The following is a 20,953-nucleotide window of genomic DNA, read 5'->3' on the forward strand; positions in this document are numbered from 1 at the left end:
TTGGTTTAAAGGCGGTTTCAACCGCCTAGTTTCTGCTCTTTGGTGGATGTATTCGGGTTGTTCTAGGTTGATTTTGTCGAGTTTTTTCAGATCAGCCCAGCCCTGATTATCTAACCTTGATACGTTAGGGAAGGAGAAAGCCTCAAGGGTATAGACTGTTAAAGTTTCCTCAAAACAGCCGATCGCCCGTTACAGATTTTCCGCCAGCGAACCGTTGACTCTGTTATTGTAGGCAGTAGCTAGATTATTTTGGGTTTGCGTCCATTTTTCACTACCGGGTTCGCGATTATTTAAAACTATTTGATAACCCGTAATGGCAATTTCAATATTATTCGATCTATTCCCACTGGGAAAGTCACTAATATGAATACTCAAATCTTCAATAAGACCGATAATTGAGCTAATTGTTTCTGAGTTTTCGCCGGCAATTAACTTCTGCGCCACTTGCTGTAAAGTCTCGGCAAAACTGGCATTAAGGAGATGTTGTCGCCCTTCCAGCATGGGGTAAATTACTGCTATATCCCCCTTGCTATCTTGTTCGGCTTGCAATAATTCTAGGAAAAAATTTGCATACTCTTGGAAATTTTCGCTGCCCGAGTTAGTGCTACCTCCGTCATCGTTCATATCGAGGATTTGCGCTAGATAACTAGCTAGATGTCGCAGGAATTTAGCCCCATTTTCCCCTCCTTGTTCTGCTAAGGTTGATGCTACTAACTCGCAAGTTTCCAGAAATCCGCGATCGAGTAATTCTGAGTTATCCTGTAATATTTGCGGTTCGTCTCCCTTGGGGGCATTCAGCAGGGTGTGAATTAATTGCAGATAGGCTTGGGCGCGGTTTTCTTCCATTTTGGGGAGTTGTGAATAACACCGGAATTGATTTTATCATGATTCGATGGTTTGGCGGTTGAAACTGCGTCTACACACACGAAGCGACTCGGCGATTTCCACCGCCGAATCATCTATTACAATTGATTTAGATCGATTCCCATTTCTCGCAGTCTTGATTCTAAAGCTTGCGATCGCGATCGTTCTTGTTCCAGCAAAGTTTCTGTCTCAGTGGCGCGTTGCTCTGCTTGCTGAGCTTGTTGCTCGGCTTGTTGTCGCAGTTGCTCGGCTTGCTGAGCTTGTTGCTCTGCTTGTTGTCGCAGTTGCTCGGCTTGCTGAGCTTGTTGCTCTGCCTCAATAGCCCGCGCTTCCGCCTGTAGTCGCAATTGAGCGAGTTCCACAAAACTCATAAACGCTTCTCCAGACGGCCCAAACATTTCGAGTCCCGTTTCAGATAATTGAAACCGGACGCCCAGTCTGGGACTGATCCAACCGTCTATTTGTTCGATCGCTTCTAATTGTTCCTCTTGACGTTGCCATCCAGTCAACTCTAATGTTTGTGGGTCGTACAAATAGTATTCTTCCACACCATAACGTTCGTAAAATTTGAACTTTTGAATCATCGGAGCGGGCCGATTTCCCGGCGACCAAATTTCAAACACTACTTGTGGCCCAATATTATCTTCACTCCACTGTTGATAGGAACCACGATAACCTTTTGGTCTACCAAAAACTACCATCACATCTGGTGCTTGGCAAAGTTTATTATTTCCTTCAACGGGATACCAAAGCAAGTCGCCGGCAACGAAAACATTCGGGTCATTCGCAAACAATAGTTCGGAATTTTCCTTAATCCAAACGATTAATCGAAACTGCTCGGTATTATCTGACATTGGTTCGCCGTTATCGTCGGGGTAGATGATATTTTGTTTGTCTGGAGATTGCAGTTTTGTAACCATTGCTTTTTCCCCAAAATAGATGGTGATTTTATTTTAGTGTAAATGATATCAAGCGGATTTTTTGTGTGTAGACGTGCTTTCAAGATCAGAATCCTTCCTAACGCCTCGATAATGCTACCTTTGGCATTAATCTATCCAAAATTTGCTCGATCGCAATTACTGTCCAATCAATATCAGCTTCTGTGGTTTCTCGTCCCAGAGTTAAGCGAATTCCACCAACGGCACCGATTTCGTCATATCCCATTGCTAATAATATCGGACTGGGAGTTAGTTTTCCGCTGCTACAAGCAGAACCGGAACTAATGCCAATTCCTGCTAAATTTAGCTGCCGCACCAGAGTTTTGCCTGTGATTCGCCCTGTATCTCTCTGTTGATAAGGGCGGGAGGAAGGGGAGACTATACAAAAACTGACGTGGTGCGGCAGCCGACAATATCGATCGCCAGTTGGTACTAAACTGGGTAGATGAGATAATCGGTCAAAAAGTCGATCGCGCAATCCAATTAACCTCGGCGTTTCCACATCTATTTCCTGCAATGCTAACTCCGCCGCCACCCCAAAACCGACAATTGCCGGCAGCGCTTGTGTCCCGGAACGCAGTTTCAATTCTTGGTCACCACCCCCCAACATTGGCACTAATTCTACTCCCGGACGCACGTAAAGCGCGCCTGCACCTTGTGGCCCGTAAAGTTTGTGACTGGAAACCGAAAGCAAGTCTACGGGCAGTTTCTGCACGTCAACTTGCAGCTTGCCGGCAACTTGAACTGCATCGGTATGAAACATGATATTGCGATCGCGCGCAATTTGTCCTAATGCCTCAATTGGTTGCAGCGTCCCAACTTCGCTTTGTCCGTAAATGATTGAAATTAACACTGTATTCGATCGCAGCGACTCTTGCAAATCCAAAGGGTGAATTCGTCCAAATTTATCCACCGGTAGGCGCGTCACTTCCCATCCCAACTGTTCGAGTTGTCGCGCCGGTTCTGCTACTGCGGAATGCTCTACGCTGGAGATAATCATATGCTGCGGCTTTGTATAAAGACGGGCAACTCCCATAATTGCCAAATTGTCCGCTTCAGTGCCGCCACTCGTAAAAATCATCGATTCCGGTAGCGCATTAATTAAGCTAGCAACCTGCATTCTTGCTAATTCTAAAGCTGTCGCCGCCCTTTGTCCCCACTCGTGCAAGCTGGAAGGATTGCCCCACTGCTGAGTCAGGGCTTTTTGCATGGCTTGAATCGCTTCTGGGCGTGCGGGTGTTGTGGCGCTATAGTCGAGGTAAATTTGCATGATAAATAACTAATTAATGAATGTTGACTGTTGACTGCTGACTGTTGTGAGTGGCTACCAATAACCAATAACCAATAACTGATGACTAACTTCCTGGTTTGCAGACGTTGTAGTCTTCGTGCGACAAAACTTTTTGGGGAATTAAGAAAGTGCCGCAATCTTCACAAAGCATTCTGTAGTTGCGAGTTACAGGAATACTGATTATCAAACGGTTATGACGCAGGCGTTTGCCACCGAAATCTCTGTAATTCTTATTTTCGCCCAAAGCTGCTATAATGGCCCGGGCTTTAGTGACTACGTGGTCGGGCAGACCTCTGAGATCGATGATATCTCTAGCAAATGATGCTTCCCTCTCTTGTTTTTTGGTTTGTTTTTCTGCGAGCACTTCAACGTAATGCTGCTGCGCCACCAACTCTTGCGTGCAGCGATGGCACGCTTTACCATATCCTTTGTGACCGCACGGAAAAATTGTTTTTCTTTTAGCCATAAAGCAGCGGTATCGGGTTTGACCCACGCCCCTGAATGCTGCTACCCTACCAGTGATGCTTCCGGCATCGAGGCAGTTCTACAAGACGCAAAATCTATTCCCTTGCATAAATTTAATAGGTTGTAACTTTACTTGATCCAATAGCTTTGAACTTTGGGAAGGCTAATAACCTCTATTTTTTTAAAAATTTTGTGGCTGTATTGTATTATCATTTAGTCGGTTTCTGTTGTGCTGGGCTGGTGGCACTCAATCTGGTGGGCTGCGGACAAACAAAGCAAGACGTGCAGAATTTACCTCTCAGCCTGGCTCTATTGCCTCAAGACCCCTTGTTGCAAGTATACTTCAATCAGTCGATCGCTTCGAGTTATACAGAGCCTTACCGCCAGCAAACTAGACCTGGAGATGATTTAGAAAACTTGATCGCTGTTGCGATCGCCAGTGCTGGATCGACGGTAGATGTAGCGGTTCAGGAGTTTCGCTTGCCCAGTATTGCGAGGGTTTTGGCCGATCGACAGCGATCGGGAATTAAAGTGAGATTAATTGTCGAACATATCTATAGTCGCCCTTGGAGCGATTTTACAGCTCAGGAGTTAGCGAAATTACCCGAAAGAGAGCGCGATCGTTATACCGAATTTGTGCAACTTGCCGATCGCAATAAAGACGGTAAATTGAGTGCCGATGAAATCAAGCAAAATGATGCTTTGGTAATTGTCAAGGATGCGGGGATTCCTGTAATTGACGATACTGCTGACGGCAGTAAAGGCAGCAGTTTGATGCACCACAAATTTGTGGTAATTGACGGCAAAACCGTAATCGTCACTTCGGCTAATTTTACCACAAGCGATATACATGGCGATTTCAAGACACCAGCAAGTCGCGGCAATGCGAACAATTTGTTGAAAATTGAAAATGCTCAAGTAGCGCAACTATTTACTCAAGAATTTAACATCATGTGGGGCGACGGGCCCCAGGGCAAACCGGACAGCAAGTTTGGCATCAAAAAGCCGTTTCGTCAAGTGCAAAAAGTAAGAGTAGGGAATTCGACTGTTGGGGTGCAATTTTCGCCGACGGCTGCGACTTTGCCTTGGGAAAAAAGCGCCAACGGTTTGATAAATCGAACTTTGGGTAGTGCGAAAAAGTCGGTTGATTTGGCCCTGTTTGTATTTTCGGCTCAGCGGTTGTCAAATACTTTGGAAATTGAAGCTAGCCGGGGAGTTGCGGTGCGAGCTTTAATTGACTCTAATTTTATTTATCGCTCTTATAGTGAAGGGTTGGATATGATGGGGGCGACTTTGATGCAAGATTGCGGGTTAGAAACTGACAATCGCCCTTGGAGAAAGCCGCTGACTGCGGTGGGAGTGCCGCTGTTACCAATGGGCGATCGCCTGCACCACAAATTCGGCGTTGTGGACGGCAAAACGGTGCTTACAGGTTCTCACAACTGGAGTGAGGCTGCAAATCACGGGAATGACGAGACGCTGCTGGCGATCGAGAGTCCCACAGTTGCAGCCCATTTTGAGCGGGAGTTCGATCGGCTTTACAAAGGTGCAACCTTGGGAATTCCCGCCCGAATCAAACAGAGAATTGATGCTAAGAAAAAAGAGTGCGATTCACTACAAGCAGCATCAAAATCTGCGGCTGCCAAACCTCAAATTGCTGCTAAAAAGTTAGTTAATTTAAATGCAGCCAGTCAGGAAGAATTAGAAACCTTGCCCGGGGTTGGCCCGAAGTTAGCCGAGAGAATTATTGCAGCGCGGCAACAGCAACCTTTCACCTCTTTGGAGGATGTGGCACGGGTACAGGGAGTCGGGGACAAGATTTTAGAGAGATGGCGCGATCGAGTAACTTGGTAGTTAAGTTCATACTCAGGACTTCATTCCTGGCTCTACAAATTTCGCAGTCAGGACTTCTGTTTTTCCTTTCGCAACTCAGCATCAAGGACTCAAATCTTCACTAGAAAACTATCCGAGCGACTTTGACAACATATCTGCTCTCAAGTTAAAATAATAACTTGTTAACAAAAGGCTATCTATTTACATTAGAGGTAGAGAGATGAAACACGCCCTATTTGTTACGGGGAAACCAAAAATCCAACTTCTAGCTATTTTTCTCGGGGCCACTTTTTTGACGCTAGCAGCTTTCACAGTCAGCGCTCAGCAGACTAACAACGCACAATTTAGGGTCAAAAACGAAAACACTTTTAATATTAATTTGATTCAATTTAAGCGCGTTGAATATGTAGGTACTTGTGCCGGTACTGTGATCACCCCTGATTCGCAAAGCGCTCGATTTGCCTCCAGCAAAACTCCTCCCGCCCCTAACAGGAGGGTAATGATTAAAAATGTGACTGATGGCATGGAAAGTAACCCCTATCCCTACACAGACAGAAGTTACAATAAAGGTGAGTTCTCCGAGGATTTTGGATTTAAGTTGGGTAACAGTCACAAAACAAGAACTTTTTCGGTTTTAGAGGGAGAAAATAACTTTCTCTATGAAATCAAAGAAAATGACCAAGTTATAGAACAAGGTTCGCTTACGGCTCAAGTTTCTATACAAAACTTAGGTACTTTTCCCCGTCAGCAAATTTGTGAAGATAGGGTAGAATGTCGAGATACTTCTGATTGTCGCGACCGTAAAGGCAGAAAAAGAAGTTGCAGACGAGAGTGTTTTCCTGTTCAACAGTGTCGCTGTCCGTAATCACTTTCTGCCCTAAAATTATTTTTTTAATTAACGGCAGAAGACAAAAAGGAATAACAAACCAGAAAGAAGATAAGTTATTTTCCAGGGAAGAGCGGCAACCACGGGGGATTGCCCCTCCAAAAAAATTGTTAGTTCAAGTAATGGGGTGAAAGTAAAATGCTGCTCCTAACACGATATATGTTGCTAAAAGCAGCACTCCTTCAAGCCAATTAGAGCGCCCGTCGATACTAATTAGATTGGCAATTGTCACTGCGATGGCAACTGCAACTACTTCAAACGGATTGAAGTTTAAATCCATCGGCTGATGAATTACTAATCCGATAATCACCAACACCGGCGCTACCAGCAAAGCAACTAGCAAACTCGAACCCATTGCGACAGAAACTGACAAATCCATATTGTTTTTCATCGCAACTCCTACCGCAGTTACATATTCGGCCGCGCCACCAACAATCGGCAACAGAATTACCCCTGTAAACAGCGGCGTCAATCCCAATCCTTTGGTAGTTTCTTCGACAACACCAACGAAAATTTCTGATTCAAAAGCAACGGCAACAGTTGAGGCAACTAGCACTCCTATCCACAGCCACAAATTCGGTTTGTGCGTAGTAGATTCATCTTTGGTATTTTGCGGATTTTCTGACTCTAGTTCGAGTAACCCAACCTCGTAAAGATAGCTGTGAGTTTTTAATGAAAATAGGAGAGTTAGAGCGTAAACTGCAATTAGGACGATCGCCGTTATTAAGGAAAGATTCTGAATAGCTGCGGGTTCGACTCCATTGGAGGTATAAATTACCATTGTCGGCAGCAGGATGGCAATAACTGCTAGAGTCATTGTGGAACCGTTCACCCGCGCGATTATTGGCTTAAATTCCTGTTCTTTGTAACGGATTCCTCCTAACAGCATGGAAAATCCCATCACTAAGAGCAAGTTGCTGATAATTGTACCAGTTATGCTGGCTTTCACAATGTCAATTAAGCCAGCTTTCAGGGCAACTATTGCAATAATTAATTCCGTAGCATTGCCGAAGACTGCATTTAATAAGCCGCCTATGGAGGGGCCTGTAACGATCGCCACTTCTTCTGTTGCTGTACTCAACCAAATCGCCAGAGGTATAATGCCTAAAGCGGATGTGATGAAAACTGCAAGGGAACCCCAGTGCAAATACTCAGCGGCGAGGGAAATGGGGATAAAAATTAACAGCGCTATGGAAAGAATCTTTTTGATTGACATAGGAACTCGGATGGTGTAAGGAAGGGTGAGGTCGAGTTGTCGGGGCGATCGTCAAGTTGATTTTACATGATTCAACTCTTGTCTGACAATTGCTGGGTTAAGGGCGATTGAACGTTTTAGCCACAGATACACACAGATTAACGCAGACATATATTTAATGAAGGTTACTTCTTTAAATTTGGCAGTTTTCTATCTGAGAAAAAGTGCACCGTCATTCCGAATCCTTAAAGATGTTTTATCCAAACCTAAATCATTTGTCTCGTCTAATCTTACCTCTAGAGTTCCTTCGCCACCAGGTTTCAAACTGGGTTTCAATAATGCCCCATCTAGTCGCCTAAATACAATTGAGGCCGGTAGTGTCAATGCTGGCAACGCGATTGTTGAATTTTCCGCTAAACTCTGGCGGTTAGTCTGTCCAACCACGTAAAAAAATAGTCGATCGTTGGTTTTATTCGTTAATCTAACATTGACTTTTCCATTAACTGGAACTATCTTGCCGTCAGGAACTCTTTCTGGTTCGTTAGTTGGGGATATTTCGCTAGCAAAACTCGCATAGTGGGTTAAAGGCAAAAAGCTGTTGCCTGCTACGGCTAAGCTGACAGCCACTAGACTTGGCAGCCAGGTTTTATCGATCGGTAATTTGCACATTTTTTTTATTGACTTTGCCGCGAAAAATTCTAATAAGCGATTTTACCTTATCCTGCTATTTTCTGACAAGTCGCCTAGGAAGTAAATCCGAGCTTTTCATAGCTGACACATTAGCGGTAAAGATGGAATTTGAATATAATATGAAGTTATAAAAATATGGAAAATATAGATATTAGTATGTAGTATCAAGTTATCGAATAAAAGTAAGTTGATAAGTCGCCCCAATTAACTTTTGAATAGTACCGATTCTCTCAAAATGATGAAGAAGGAAGAAGGAAGTTCGGCAACAAAGCCGTGTAGGGAATTTAACGGATCGAAGTTGAGGGAAGAAAGAAGATTTTGTCAACTTTCCCCCTCTCCCACTCTTGCCCTCCCGCAGCAGCTATTCAACCCAACGCACCCGAACAAAATGAGCTTCGCGTCCCCAGAAGTCGTGACTTACAGTAATATCAACAACACTCAAATTAAACGGAATAGCAGTTGTGACGTACCGCTGAGCCAGAGATCCCACATCAGGAGCTAACTGAGCCGCAGCAGCCGCCGCTGCACCCAAACCTAAAAGTTGCAGAATAGGCCCCCGAGGCAGGGCTAAATTGATGCCAACAGCAAGTCCAGCCGTTAGCAGCATTGCCACCGACAAATTCGTGCCACAGCGGGGATGTACAGCTAAATCCCACTCTCCGCTTGCAATCCGCTGCAAAGCCTCGCGTACTGCCTGATGCAACTGTACAATGTTAACGTGGCCATAAAGATAAAACCCTTGGTCTGTGGACATCCCGCCCAATAACTCATTATCGGTTCTTGCTGTCGTTGCACCAATCGATTGGCCAAGTACCCAAACCGTAGCGTGTTCCAAAGCATGAACTTGTCGCAAAGCCAATATTTCCTTCAAGCCGGGCACAAAATTGAGTTGTCGCAACAAATCAGCATCTTGAGTCCGCTGCGGGGCAAAGTCGAAGGGAAACTGGCCAGTGCGGCCGGAAGCAGAAGTAGTAGTTGTCATATCAAAACGCCTCCATTAACTCCATTAAGTGGATATTTAACATTAGCAATTCGGCTGAGAAAAAGCCGATCATAAATTATCAATAGTTGTAACTTTAAAACCTAGCAATGGCAGGTTGTGTGCAAAAATTCTTAGCCATCAACCTGCCCTTACTAACAGATAGCACTTATTCCCAGTTTATTGCTCTAGTCGCTGGCCCTCACGGAATACTCCCGGAAGCCGCCGACCTCTGGTATCGATAATTGTGCCCTTACCGTGAGGCAATCCCTTGCGTAACTCTCCCTCATAGCGGATACCGTTGGAGAACGAACAGTTACCCCTACCATCAAGTTCTTGAGTATAGAACTGTCCCGAACACCGACTGCCGTCAGCGCGGGTGAACGCTCCCGTACCTAAAGGCTTGCCCCCTAAAAATTGACCCACAAAGCGATCGCCATTAGCAAAAATGAATTGCCCTTGTCCCGTGGGCACGCCTACTTTTTGATCAAGAGAAAACGACCCTATATAGCGATCGCCATTAGTAAAAATAGCTGTCCCGGAACTAACTTTGCCATCTCGGAATATGCCCTCCACGCGGGCGTCGTCCTTAAATATAAATTGTCCTCGACCATTTGGTTTGCCCAGACGGAACTGCCCCTCATAGCGATCGCCGTTGGAATATACGTATACCCCAGTGCCACTGGGCAAACCGTTAACGAACTGTCCGATGTAGCTATCACCGCTGTCATAATCGCACCTAACTCTACCTGTAGCGATAGCTGGCACGCAGCGACCGGTTTTAGCTTCTGTTCCTTGCGCCATTGAGGGCAGGGGATCAATCGCGTAACTACCAATTCCCAACACTGATGCAACTAATAAAGCGATTCCACTGAGCCAAGAACGGGAAATCATCAATCAACTTTCTCCTATGCGCTGTTAGATATTATCTTCTTCTGTCCTTTGTCTTTTGTCCCATTTGTTGTCAAAAGTTGGCTGAAAACCTCAATCATTTATCCTTTACGAAACTCCGGGCTTGCCGTTGCGAAATACCCCCGGAAAGCGCCTACCGCTAGCATCGATCATTGTCCCGACACCGTGAGGCACTCCCTTTCGCAATTCTCCTTCATAGCGCGTACCGTTGGGGAAACTGCAGGAGACACTAGCGTCAAGTTCTTGATTGAAAAACCTGCCGGAACAGCGAGTGCCGTCTACCCGCACCAATACCCCCGGGCCAAAGGGCGAACCTGCAAAAAATTGTCCTTCGTAGCGATCGCCATTGGTATAAAAAAATTGACCCCGCCCTGAGGGTTGGCTGCTAATGGCATCAGTCTGAACGTTCCTGACGACTGCGAACTCTCCGACGTAGCGCTCGCCGTTGGCAAAAACGACCGTCCCAGATCTCATTGTGCCGTCTTGGAACACGCCTGTGTAGCGGGCATCATCTTTAAAAATGAATGTCCCTCTACCATTTGGCACTCCCTTCCGAAAATTTCCTTCGTAGCGATCGCCATTAGCATACACGTAGACTCCAGTGCCGTCGGGCAGGCCATTGACGAAATTTCCCTCGTAGTTATCGCCTCCCTCGTAATTGCATTTTACTCTTCCCGTAGGAGGGTTGCCTTGGCAGAAGGGAGAGCGTTTTCCTTCTTCTGGTTTTGGTTGAGCCATTGATGGCTGCGGATTCAAGAGATTAGTGGCGCTGCCGATACAAGAAGCAACTAATATCACCATCCCTAATTTTTGAATTGAACCGAGCATGATCAATCTCCTTTAACTTCAATTACTAATAGGGATTTTATAGAAGCTAATACTCGCTGAAAAGTCCTCTATTTTTTAATCCCTCTACTAATTTTACCTTCAGGTTCGAGATCTGCCCTAAATGCAAAAAGGCAAAAACTCTAATTTTTGCCTTTAGCATTTTTCCTGCTTTACTGTCAATTTTCAGCGTCGCGCTGAGCTATTCGGATTTGGGAGACGGCTAATAACTGCATTGGCTGGTTGTGATTGGCGACTTGCGGGTTTTTCGCCAACACCTTTGGCTACCTCAACGCCGTTTTCCTCCAGAATCACGATCGGATCTGCTCCTTGCTTGAGATCAACCCGCTTCACCAACACTTGCCCGTTAGACAGCCGCTGCCCGACTTTGACATATCGGCTAGTTGGTTCATTCGGTACTTTGACAATCACTTGCGTCTCGTTCCCGACTTTTACCACCCCGCTGACTTCAGTGCCTGTAGCGATGTCAGTAGAAGGCGGTGGCGGCGGTGGCGGAACTACTGGGATCACGGGAGGAGGCGGCGGATTTGGGTCTACCCACTGGGGCGGGCGCTTGTCTACTGGCAGTTCCGGCAGATCCGGTACTCCTATAGGCCTAGCTGCTATTGGCTGGGGCGGGCGCGGGGGACCCGCACGGCGAGGCTGGCGAGGCTGCGGATTCGGCGCACCTTGGGGTCTAACTGCTATTGGCCCAGTTGCAGGAGGACGGGTGCCAGTATTTCTTCTTGCCCTGGCATTGGGGTCTCTCCATTGGGGCGGGCGCTTGTCTACTGGCAGTTCCGGCAGATCCGGCACTCCTATGGGTCTAGCTGCAATCGGTTCGAGTCCCGGCGGGGATGTACGAGTACGACCTAACTGAGGAGGAGTGAGCCCCGGAACTTGGGGCGGCGAGCCAATTTGCACCCCGGTGCCTCCGGGTAAGGAACCATTTCTGCCACCGCCACCTAACCGAGGAGCAGTTAGCCCTGGAACTTGGGGCGGCGAGCCAATTTGCCCCCCCTCACCTCCGGGAAGTAAAGGGCCTTGTGATCGACCTCGTACTTGCTGAGTGCCCCCTCGACCGCCCGTGGGTGGTCTGGGGATAGTAACCGTCTGATTAGGCCTGTTAAGTGGGGGGGGAGCCAATAACTCGGGAAGCTCGGGTAGCACGGCTACTTCTCGCTGTGGCAGTTTGGGGAGTTCTGAGGTAATCCCACCCGCTCCGTTGGCTCCTGCTGGGATTTGTAATGCGATCGGCGGCAGCGGCCCAAAGGGGTCTAACTGAGAGGGATTCGCTGTCACAGGGCCTTGGGGCACCGGCTGAAGCGGAAGCGTTGGATTTCTGTCCTTTTTGTCGCCGATATTTGTTTGAGCCTGTCTCGCTCGTTCCTCTGGGTTGGTCGATCGAATTAACCCTGGAGGCTGGGCGGCTACTATTGGAGACTGGAAAGGCTGAGTTGCTGGGGTGGGGCTGGCAGAGGCGGCCGGAGACGGAGAGGCTGCACTGGGGCTGGGGCTGGGGCTGGCTGTGTTGCTGGCCTCGTCGCCACCGCATCCTCCGATCGAGAAAGCTAGTAGTCCTATAGTCGCAAAATATAAAAGTTTGTGCATTGCCGATCGCCCCTAACTGCTTAATTTCAAGATCTCCAACAAGGCTCTGCAATTACAGCCTGTTGCCGTTTATAAGTTTATCTGTGTTCGATGTTATGCGATCACTTGAAAATTGCCAAGTTTTCCTCATGCTCTGATCAGGCTCTTCGGGCGCTGGGTTTTCAGGAGCAAGTTAGGATATCAATGGCGGTCGTTGTGGGAAATATTGAATCAATCAAGGTATTTAGATCATGGCAAAAGTGATTCTCAAGCGAATTTGGCGATCGGGCTTTGTTTTTGCGACCGTTTTGGTGGGTGTGGGATCGGTGGGGGGCGGCGAGGTGCATTCTGATTCACGTCAGCCAGAAACTCAGGTGATGACATTGGTGCCCGATGTGAGTTCCCAGTCGCTCGATCGCACTATAACGGGATCAGGATTCACCACTGGCAAATTGTACTCTCAGTTTTGGAACCCATCCAATCCTGGTGCCAAACCCCCAGCCACTCAACCGGCTAAGCCACGGGGGAATCCACAGGTATTTCAAGCTAAAATCAAGCGTCGCGCAGGCGGGACGCCGGTGATTGATGTGGTATTTAACGGCAACAAGACTTTTGAGATGATTCTCGATACCGGGGCGAGTGGCACTTTGATTTCTCAGCGGATGGCTACTGCACTGGGAGTGAGGCCGGTGCGTACCGTGAGAGCGGGGATCGCTGACGGTAGCGTTGTCGAGTTCCCGATCGGTCTGGTGCGATCGATCCGGGTTGGGGGTGCTGTGATCCAAAATGTCGAAGTGGCGATCGCCAAACAAATGCCAATAGGTCTGCTCGGTCACGATTTCTTTGGCAATTACGATGTCAAAATTAAAAAAGATGTTGTAGAATTTTATGTCCGCTAAAAGTGAGCCGATTCGGAAACGGATTTTTGCTCAACTCGTTTAAAGTTATTCCCAGCCCAGTCAAAGCTATTTAATCTATTCCTTGAGGCAGTAGTAAAAGTCCGCAATCTGTGGTAATCTTCTTAGTGTTTCAATAGCAACCTACCGTTGAACAATTCGTGAAAATGCGGCGGCAAAAGCAGGGTCGCTGTTGGTGAGATCGGTAACAGTCTCCGACTGTGCATTCACAGTACAGGGCAAGGCAATCAATTAAACCATTCCCAAAGCAGGTCGAAATTAGTTCCAAAAATGCTGTGGTTAAGGGAATTTTGGTGGGCTGTGTTCAGCCGGAGCCGAGAAAATATGTAAACTGATGAGCGGAAGATGTTCCGCAAAATCGGAAATCATGAAAATCGAGAAATTAATTATTGTAAATAAGGTATTCGCATGGCACAAGCGTCTGTATCTCCTGTAGTGCTGATTATTCTAGACGGCTGGGGTTATCGTGAAGAAAAAGACGGAAATGCGATCGCCGCGGCAAAAACACCCGTGATGGACAGTCTCTGGGCCGCTTATCCCAAAACTCTGATTCACACATCGGGTCGGGCGGTAGGGCTGCCAGACGGGCAAATGGGTAACTCAGAGGTTGGTCACTTGAATCTGGGCGCGGGCCGCGTGGTTCCTCAAGAGTTGGTGCGGATCTCGGATGCAGTGGAAGATGGTTCTTTGCTCAACAACCGGGCGCTGGTTGAGCTTTGCAAGAAAGTCCGCGCCACGGGCGGCAAATTGCACCTGACTGGTCTTTGTTCTGAAGGTGGGGTTCATTCCCATCTCAGTCATATTAAGGGTTTGCTGCTATTAGCAAAAGCACAAGGAATTTCTGAGGTTTGCATTCACGCGATTACAGACGGTCGTGATACTACTCCGAAAGAGGGTGTCGAAGCTCTAGGCAAGATTGAAAGTTATATCGCAGAGGTAGGGGTCGGTCGGATTGCGACCCTCAGCGGTCGCTACTACGCGATGGACAGGGACAAGCGCTGGGATCGGGTGCAGCGCGCTTACGAGGTGATGACGACTGAGGGCGCGCCTGACGGTCGATCGGCTGTGGATGTGTTGCAGGGCTCCTATGCTGAAGGAGTGACGGACGAGTTTGCTGTTCCGACTCGGATTTCTCCGGGGGCGGTGGCATCCGGGGATGGGGTAATTTTCTTTAATTTTCGCCCGGACAGGGCGAGAGAATTGACTCAGGCTTTTGTGGCACCGGATTTTAAGGGGTTTGAACGGAAGTTAATTGAGCGCCTGGCGTTTGCGACTTTTACTCAGTACGATCCGAAACTCTCGGTAATGGTGGCTTTTGAACCGCAAAATTTGAACAATATTCTGGGCGAGGTGATTTCTAGCCATGGTTTGCAGCAGTTGCGGACAGCGGAAACTGAAAAGTACGCTCATGTGACTTATTTTTTTAATGGGGGTCTGGAAGAGCCTTTTATCGGGGAACACCGGGAGTTGGTGCAGAGTCCGATGGTGGGGACTTACGATGAGGCGCCCCAGATGTCGGCGGATCTGGTGACGGATGGAGTGGTGACGGCTTTGGAAAAAGGCATCTATTCGTTTATGGTGATTAACTACGCTAACCCGGATATGGTTGGTCATACGGGGATGATGGATGCGACGATAATTGCGTGCGAAACTGTGGATAAATGTTTGGGGCGGCTGTTGAGCGCCATTAGTAAAGCTGGGGGAACGGCAATTATTATTGCTGACCACGGAAATGCTGAGCAAATGTTTGACGATGACGGGAATCCCTGGACGGCTCACACTACTAACCCGGTGCCGTTTATTCTGGTAGAAGGTGAAGGTCGGAAGATTCCGGGTCACGGAACGGATGTTCCTCTGAGGACGGATGGTTGTTTGGCGGATATTGCGCCCACGATTCTGGAGCTGTTGAGGTTGCCTCAGCCCCCGGAGATGACGGGACGATCGATGATTCGATCGGCTGAGTTTGAAGTTCGCGCCAATCGCACTCCGGTGCGAGTCCGATTGTAGTAGGGACGCAGCAGTAGGGACACGGCACTGCCCTGTCCCTGCATAAATTGCGGTCGATCGACTGGATGTGCGCGATCGACCGAATTTGATATGATAATAAATTACCGATTACTAATTACCAATTACCCCAGATTATGAATATTATTTCTGTGTTACAAGTTATCTGGTCTTTGTCTGCTTTAGGACTTGTAATTTTTGTGTTGCTGCACAGTCCTAAAGGCGATGGTATTGGAGGGATTGGCGGACAAGCTCAATTGTTTACCAGCGCCAAGAGTGCAGAAACGAGTCTGAACCGGATTACTTGGGGTCTGTCTATTGTTTTTATGGGTTTGACTGTGATTTTGAGTGCTGGTTGGTTGGCGCCTAAGTTATAATATTTCGATTTTTAACCGCAGATAGCTCACGGGCGAGACGCCCGTGCCACATAAATAAATATTGTGGGGTGGGCTTCTAGCCCGCCCTAAAGATGAAATTTAAGTGCAGTCAGAAAAATGCGGTTGTGGAAAGTGACAGTAAAACCTCGATTGCTGTCTGGTTTGGGATTGGCTTTATGTTGTTTTAGCTTCATAATTTTTACTCAGGTTAATACTCCGGCGGCGACTCTTTCTTCTCTCCCTAATAGTTTGCCGCAGCCACAGGTTCACCCTTTGCCGCCAACGCTAGCGAATTGGCAAGATTCCACGGATAGTGGTGATTATTTTGACCAGCTTAAGCCACCGAATTTCGGTCATTTGTTGTGGTCTAAGTTTCCGATTCAGGTTTATGTTGAGCGTCCAGTGGATGCTAATAAGTCTGAAGAATGGGTAGCGGCTGTGTTGGAAGTGGTGCGGGAATGGGGGGTTTATTTGCCTTTGGAAGTGGTGGATAGTTCGGAGGTGGCTGATATTAGGATTTTACGTCGGGCTCCGCCTTTGCGTCAAGGGGTTTTGCGATCGCGCTCTGGAGAGGCTACCTATGAATTGTACGCCCGTCGGGATGGGGATAAAACTGTGTTATCTCATCGGTTTTCGGTTTATTTGAATCCGAATCAAGTGGGTAAGTATATTCCGGCGACGGCGCGGCACGAGTTGGGCCACGCTTTGGGAATTTGGGGTCACAGTTTGATGGAAACTGATGTGCTTTATTTTTCTCAGGTGAGAAATCCTCCGCCTATTTCAGCGAGAGATGTTAATACTTTGAAGCGGGTTTATGAACAGCCGACTCGGTTAGGGTGGGAATTTCAGAGACTCGGCGATTGAAACCGCATCTCCCCAAATTAAGTTCGCTTACGCGGACTAAAAAAACATAATAGTTAATAGGAAATATCAGAAAAATGAAAGATGAATGTTTTGGGATTGTGCCGATTTTTGGCAAGGAAGCTGATGCTTTGTTTTTGTTGATTCAACATCAAGCGGGACATTGGGCGTTTCCGAAAGGTCACGCGAACCCCGGGGAATCTCCTGCGGAAACGGCAAAGCGGGAATTTGAGGAGGAAACAGGTATATCGGATTTTGAAATGCTGGATGAGCCGAGTTTTACAGAACACTATTCTTTTGTGAAAGATGGGGAGCCGATTGAAAAAACTGTCACTTATTTTTTAGGTTTTGTCAATTCGATGGAAGTTGTTTTGCAAGAGGAGGAAGTTCAAAATTCTGCTTGGCTTTCTTTTGATGAAGCTGTTAAACGGATTACTTTTGATGCAAACCGCCTCATGTTTGGGGAAGTTAAGGCATATTTGGATGGCAGAAAATTAAGAGTCGGCGGTTGAAATCGCTATTAGACAAACTTTCGTCCGCCTAAGCGCTGGCTTCGCCCACGCGGACTAAGAAAATTTAAGAGGGATTTGGTATAAGTTCTGATTGAAAAACCCGGTAACTTTTGCGATACCGGGTTTATTAAGTGTCAGATTTTATGGGCGACTCCTGCCGCCAATCTGAGGTTATTTGTTGATTTTCTGAGCTTCGGCGTGGTGTTGCAAGCGAGAAAAAACGTTGTAGGCGTCGGGGCCGGGAGTATCGTGTTCGCCAGAGCCGTCTACGGGGCCATCGATGGCTTTCCAAGCAGGAATTCCGCCTTTTAGTTCGGCTACTTTTTGAAAGCCTGCTGCGCGGAGAAGATTGGCCGCTTCGGCGGTTTGTTGGTCGTTTTCGCCGTAGATGTAGATGTCGCGGACGGGTTCTAAACTCGATTGTGCTCGACCGACTAATTCGTCCATTGGCATCATTACGGCGCCGGTAATGTGGCTTTTGGCAAAGCTTTCAAAAGGACGAGCGTCGATGATTGTGAGTCCGGGTTCGCCCCAATCTAAACGGGCTTTGAGGTCGTGGCTAGATGCTTGAGCTTTTAAACCAGGAGGGGTGGGAGTCAAATCGGGAAGTTTTTCTTTGATGTCGGAAATTTGGTCGGGAATATTTTTCATGGGTAAAATGTTGTTCAATTTTTTGATTGCCTTTGCAATGTAACAAGATGTTGAGGTTGAATTCGTCTTTCTAAAGGCTGAATCTGGCATTGAACTAAAGTCGCAGTTAAGCTGGGTTACAGGTTGTTAGCTGCGGTTGGGATCGCTAGATTTGTTGAGTTTGCTGGATGAAAGCGGGCTGTGCTTCAGAGTGTTTCATCGCATTTGCTGTGGAGAATTGGAAGTGCGATCGCTCGTTAGATTAGGTATTCTATCAAACGATTTCCTTTTAGTCAATCACAATTATTTTGAAATGAAATGGGTCGAAGTTGTGTACAGCCTCGCGCGGGATTTTACGGAAAAGTGGAGAGGTTTGGCAGCAAGATTTATGATAAAATTTGATACTAAGAACAAGTATTTAAAGGTATGAATATGTCTGAGAAAGATGAAATTCCGGTGTCTAACACTTTGACACCGGAAGAGCAAGCGGTGTGGGATGCGAAGGCAAAAGTTCGGGTACTGCTGAATTTGTGGGATTTGGGCGGCGGGAGGATGAAGGTCAAAAAGGGGGATTTGACTAAGCGGATTGTGCGGACTAATGAGACGAGTCAGAGATATGTGGAAGTGCTCGGCGAGTTGCAGGCGACTGGGGCGATCGAGTATTCGCTGGTAAATCGGGTGACGCTGGTGGAATTGAGCGCTAAGGGGAAAGAAGTTTTAGCGCAGGGGCTCAAAAGTAAGGATTCTTTGTTTGAGTTTGATGGTTCTCAAATTGGTACTCGGCTGGGAAATTCTTTGTTGAAGTGGATTCGGCATCAGGATGGTACGGCGAGTGTTGCGGTTGATAAGGGGAAGGGGGATGTAGGGACGATCGCATCCTATGACGATTTTAAGGCTGTGGCGCTCGATGTGTATGACAGCTTGAACCGGGATTATAACTTAGACGATTTAGTGCCGATTTATCGGATGCGTCGGGCGATCGGGGAAATGGTAGGGCGATCGGAGTTCAACGAGTGGCTGTTAGAAATGCAGGCTAATGATATTTTTCAGCTAATGGCAGGAGAAACGCAAGACATCACCCCAGATAAACGTGAAGACTCAATCACCATTCCTGGTGGTGCATTGCGTTACTACGCCAAGCGTTTGAATTCATAAAATTGCCCTCAATCTTTTTGTAGTTCGTTAACCTCACACCCGCTCGCTATGAACAATATAGAAGTTTCTCCGATAGAAGCCGTCAATGCTGCAATCCAAAATCACAATCCATTTAGCAAAGCTGGCATTGTCAAAGAACAAGATATTTGGGGAAAAGGGTTCCCCGATATTCCCACTCTAAATGCTCATGCTTCCGATGCCATTTTTCAGGCCGTTGAAAAAGTACAGACAAGTCAATCCAGTCAAGAAAAGGTGACTTCCCTGGTATTAACTGCTCAGCAGGGAGTGGGAAAAAGCCACATTTTAAGTCGCATCCGCCGCAGACTAGAAAGTAATGGTGGTGCTTTGTTCGTTTATGCCAGTGTTAATAATTACACCGACTTAAACTTGATAAAATACCAATTTCAGCAAACTTTAGCTAACAGTTTGAGCCATACAGGGAGCCAAAGTGTCATGCAATGGCAGGAAATAGCGGCAGCAATGGCAAACGAAGGTTTCAAAGCTATCAATTCTGCTTCACAGAATCTTTCTCCTCAAGAACTGATAGATCGATTTGACAGAGTATGTGCTAGTTGGGCCACTAAAAATAAGAATTTCATGAACACCCTGACTAAGCAAGTTCTCAAAACAAAATTAAAGGCAGATCCTTATATTGTTCGAGCTGTGTTGTGGACGTTATCAGAAGCTGAAACACCTTTTGCTATCAAATGGTTATCTGGTGAAGAGTTAGATAAATCTAAAGCTGAGGAACTAGGATTGCCGGCTAATTCCGGCAAGACTAATCAGGACAGAGAAGCAGAATCTCTGAATAATGTCCAGCAAATTTTGAATTTGGTGAGTTACTACAGTCCTGTAATCATTTGTTTTGATGAAATAGATGTAAATACAAGTTGTAGAGATGATGGCTTGACAACACCGCAGGTAATTGCCGATCTAGTTAAGCGTTTGTACGATACTCTCGAACACTCAGAACTCGGTCAAGGTTTGGTTATTATCACAGTAATGATGCCCTATACGTGGACAGAAACTGTTCACGTAATGTCTGGCGGCATACCAGATAGAGTTTCAACATACACGCAGCGAAAACCAATCGATTTAAAATACTTGAATGGCGATTCTTTAGTTGATTTAGTCCAGTTATGGTTGCAAGATTTTTATCATCTCAGGAATTTAAACCCTCCTCATCCGGTCTACCCATTTGAGGAAAGTCAACTGAGAGAATATGGCAGAGGTAAGCCAACGGTACGGGAAGCTTTGACGTGGTGTGCCGAGAATTTTAAAGTTTTTATGCCTCCAATGCCTGAACTTCCAGAAGATCCTGCTGAACGGTTTGAGCTTGCTTTTACCAAGGAACTTGAGGGAGACATCCGAGATGATATGGAGGATAATTCCACACTTGCTAAGGCTATTTTCTTTGGCTTTGAAACCTTGAAAGGTCAGACGATTGACAAGGTAACAGTTGATGACCTTACCGCCGATATTAAACCAAAAGCAAAAAATGCCGATTGGATAAATTTCAAGATAATTGGTACAGAAAACGGAAGAGCTATCAATATTGGTGTTGCGATAATTCAATCTTCTCAATCCGAATTAGTTGCTGGATTAAAACGCTTAATTGATTATCAAACATTTGATTTGACGCGCGGTTGTTTAGTCCGTTCCCAATCAAAAATCGACAATATTAAGAAAAATTCTAAAGCCTACCAACTACTGGAACAACTCGTATCAGTAGAAAAAGGCGGTGAGGTGGTGTATTTGATTGAAGAGCAAATAAAACCGCTGCTGGCTCTCTGTGCTGTTTGTAAAAAATGCCGAGATTATAATTTAACACAAGACCAGGTTTTTGATTTCATATCTCAGAAGCAGCTCACTTTTGAGAATCTTTTACTGCGGGAAATTTTGAGCGATCCGTCCGGTGAAATGCCTGCGGTTGACGATGAAGATGAAAGCCTACTTTTAGAAGACATTTTCAACCCTCCCAGTAGTGATGATACAGATGATGGGGATATAAGTGACCTATTTAGTTAAC

21 protein-coding genes are annotated in these 20,953 nt (G+C 46.6%); 10 read left to right on the forward strand and 11 right to left on the reverse strand.

Annotated features, from left to right (window positions below):
- Positions 1-189: 189 nt before the first annotated feature.
- From D0A34_12155 to D0A34_12170, 4 genes are all read right to left on the reverse strand, one after another.
- Complete coding sequence (locus D0A34_12155) at positions 190-846, reverse strand: hypothetical protein (GenBank protein UNU19519.1); 657 nt, start codon at positions 844-846, stop codon at positions 190-192.
- A gap of 116 nt (positions 847-962) precedes the next feature.
- Entirely contained in the window at positions 963-1,784 is an 822-nt protein-coding gene (locus tag D0A34_12160; GenBank protein ID UNU19520.1) for a Uma2 family endonuclease, read from the reverse strand.
- A 97-nt stretch (positions 1,785-1,881) separates the two neighbouring features.
- The gene (locus tag D0A34_12165; GenBank protein ID UNU19521.1) at positions 1,882-3,072 is read right to left on the reverse strand and encodes a cysteine desulfurase; all 1,191 of its coding nucleotides are present in this window, start codon (positions 3,070-3,072) and stop codon (positions 1,882-1,884) included.
- 85 nt (positions 3,073-3,157) lie between these two features.
- Positions 3,158-3,559, reverse strand: a complete 402-nt coding sequence (locus tag D0A34_12170) for a hypothetical protein (GenBank protein UNU19522.1) — start codon at positions 3,557-3,559, stop codon at positions 3,158-3,160.
- 191 nt (positions 3,560-3,750) lie between these two features.
- On the opposite strand from D0A34_12170, the gene D0A34_12175 reads away from it, so the two are divergent.
- Positions 3,751-5,412, forward strand: coding sequence for a DUF655 domain-containing protein (locus D0A34_12175; GenBank protein ID UNU22268.1), 1,662 nt, complete (start codon positions 3,751-3,753; stop codon positions 5,410-5,412).
- A 199-nt stretch (positions 5,413-5,611) separates the two neighbouring features.
- Positions 5,612-6,256 (forward strand): hypothetical protein, encoded by a 645-nt coding sequence (locus D0A34_12180; GenBank protein UNU19523.1) that lies wholly within the window; start codon positions 5,612-5,614, stop codon positions 6,254-6,256.
- A gap of 136 nt (positions 6,257-6,392) precedes the next feature.
- Here D0A34_12180 and cax read toward each other — a convergent pair whose 3' ends face one another.
- The 6 genes from cax to D0A34_12210 form a co-directional block, all read right to left on the reverse strand.
- Positions 6,393-7,493, reverse strand: coding sequence for a calcium/proton exchanger (gene cax / locus D0A34_12185; protein UNU19524.1), 1,101 nt, complete (start codon positions 7,491-7,493; stop codon positions 6,393-6,395).
- Positions 7,494-7,682: 189 nt separating this feature from the next.
- Positions 7,683-8,141, reverse strand: a complete 459-nt coding sequence (locus tag D0A34_12190; protein ID UNU19525.1) for a hypothetical protein — start codon at positions 8,139-8,141, stop codon at positions 7,683-7,685.
- A gap of 382 nt (positions 8,142-8,523) precedes the next feature.
- Positions 8,524-9,144 (reverse strand): hypothetical protein, encoded by a 621-nt coding sequence (locus tag D0A34_12195; GenBank protein UNU19526.1) that lies wholly within the window; start codon positions 9,142-9,144, stop codon positions 8,524-8,526.
- Between the two features lie 177 nt (positions 9,145-9,321).
- On the reverse strand, positions 9,322-10,035 hold the full coding sequence (locus D0A34_12200) for an MORN motif-containing protein (GenBank protein ID UNU19527.1): 714 nt from the start codon (positions 10,033-10,035) through the stop codon (positions 9,322-9,324).
- Between the two features lie 105 nt (positions 10,036-10,140).
- Entirely contained in the window at positions 10,141-10,881 is a 741-nt protein-coding gene (locus tag D0A34_12205; GenBank protein ID UNU19528.1) for an MORN motif-containing protein, read from the reverse strand.
- A gap of 183 nt (positions 10,882-11,064) precedes the next feature.
- The gene (locus D0A34_12210) at positions 11,065-12,489 is read right to left on the reverse strand and encodes a hypothetical protein (protein UNU19529.1); all 1,425 of its coding nucleotides are present in this window, start codon (positions 12,487-12,489) and stop codon (positions 11,065-11,067) included.
- Positions 12,490-12,719: 230 nt separating this feature from the next.
- Here D0A34_12210 and D0A34_12215 point away from each other — a divergent pair, with 230 nt between their 5' ends.
- From D0A34_12215 to D0A34_12235, 5 genes are all read left to right on the forward strand, one after another.
- A complete protein-coding gene (locus tag D0A34_12215; protein UNU19530.1) occupies positions 12,720-13,367 on the forward strand; it encodes a hypothetical protein in 648 nt (215 codons plus the stop codon).
- A gap of 426 nt (positions 13,368-13,793) precedes the next feature.
- Positions 13,794-15,392 carry a 2,3-bisphosphoglycerate-independent phosphoglycerate mutase gene (locus tag D0A34_12220; protein UNU19531.1) on the forward strand — a complete coding sequence of 533 codons (1,599 nt, stop codon included), beginning with the start codon at positions 13,794-13,796 and terminating at the stop codon, positions 15,390-15,392.
- 134 nt (positions 15,393-15,526) lie between these two features.
- On the forward strand, positions 15,527-15,766 hold the full coding sequence (secG, locus tag D0A34_12225; protein ID UNU19532.1) for a preprotein translocase subunit SecG: 240 nt from the start codon (positions 15,527-15,529) through the stop codon (positions 15,764-15,766).
- Positions 15,767-15,883: 117 nt separating this feature from the next.
- Positions 15,884-16,630 (forward strand): peptidase, encoded by a 747-nt coding sequence (locus D0A34_12230; GenBank protein UNU19533.1) that lies wholly within the window; start codon positions 15,884-15,886, stop codon positions 16,628-16,630.
- A gap of 74 nt (positions 16,631-16,704) precedes the next feature.
- Positions 16,705-17,139, forward strand: a complete 435-nt coding sequence (locus tag D0A34_12235) for an NUDIX domain-containing protein (protein UNU19534.1) — start codon at positions 16,705-16,707, stop codon at positions 17,137-17,139.
- 171 nt (positions 17,140-17,310) lie between these two features.
- Here the strand turns inward: D0A34_12235 and D0A34_12240 are convergent, their stop codons facing one another.
- Positions 17,311-17,790, reverse strand: coding sequence for a rhodanese-like domain-containing protein (locus D0A34_12240; protein ID UNU19535.1), 480 nt, complete (start codon positions 17,788-17,790; stop codon positions 17,311-17,313).
- A 136-nt stretch (positions 17,791-17,926) separates the two neighbouring features.
- Here D0A34_12240 and D0A34_12245 point away from each other — a divergent pair, with 136 nt between their 5' ends.
- From D0A34_12245 to D0A34_12255, 3 genes are read left to right on the forward strand one after another with little or no spacing between them, the layout of a single operon-like run.
- The gene (locus D0A34_12245) at positions 17,927-18,199 is read left to right on the forward strand and encodes a hypothetical protein (GenBank protein ID UNU19536.1); all 273 of its coding nucleotides are present in this window, start codon (positions 17,927-17,929) and stop codon (positions 18,197-18,199) included.
- 2 nt (positions 18,200-18,201) lie between these two features.
- Entirely contained in the window at positions 18,202-18,924 is a 723-nt protein-coding gene (locus tag D0A34_12250; GenBank protein ID UNU19537.1) for a hypothetical protein, read from the forward strand.
- A gap of 48 nt (positions 18,925-18,972) precedes the next feature.
- Positions 18,973-20,952, forward strand: a complete 1,980-nt coding sequence (locus D0A34_12255; GenBank protein UNU19538.1) for an ATP-binding protein — start codon at positions 18,973-18,975, stop codon at positions 20,950-20,952.
- Position 20,953: the final 1 nt, after the last annotated feature.

The sequence above is a fragment of the Microcoleus vaginatus PCC 9802 genome (assembly GCA_022701275.1).
In the GTDB taxonomy this organism is placed as follows: domain Bacteria; phylum Cyanobacteriota; class Cyanobacteriia; order Cyanobacteriales; family Microcoleaceae; genus Microcoleus; species Microcoleus vaginatus_A.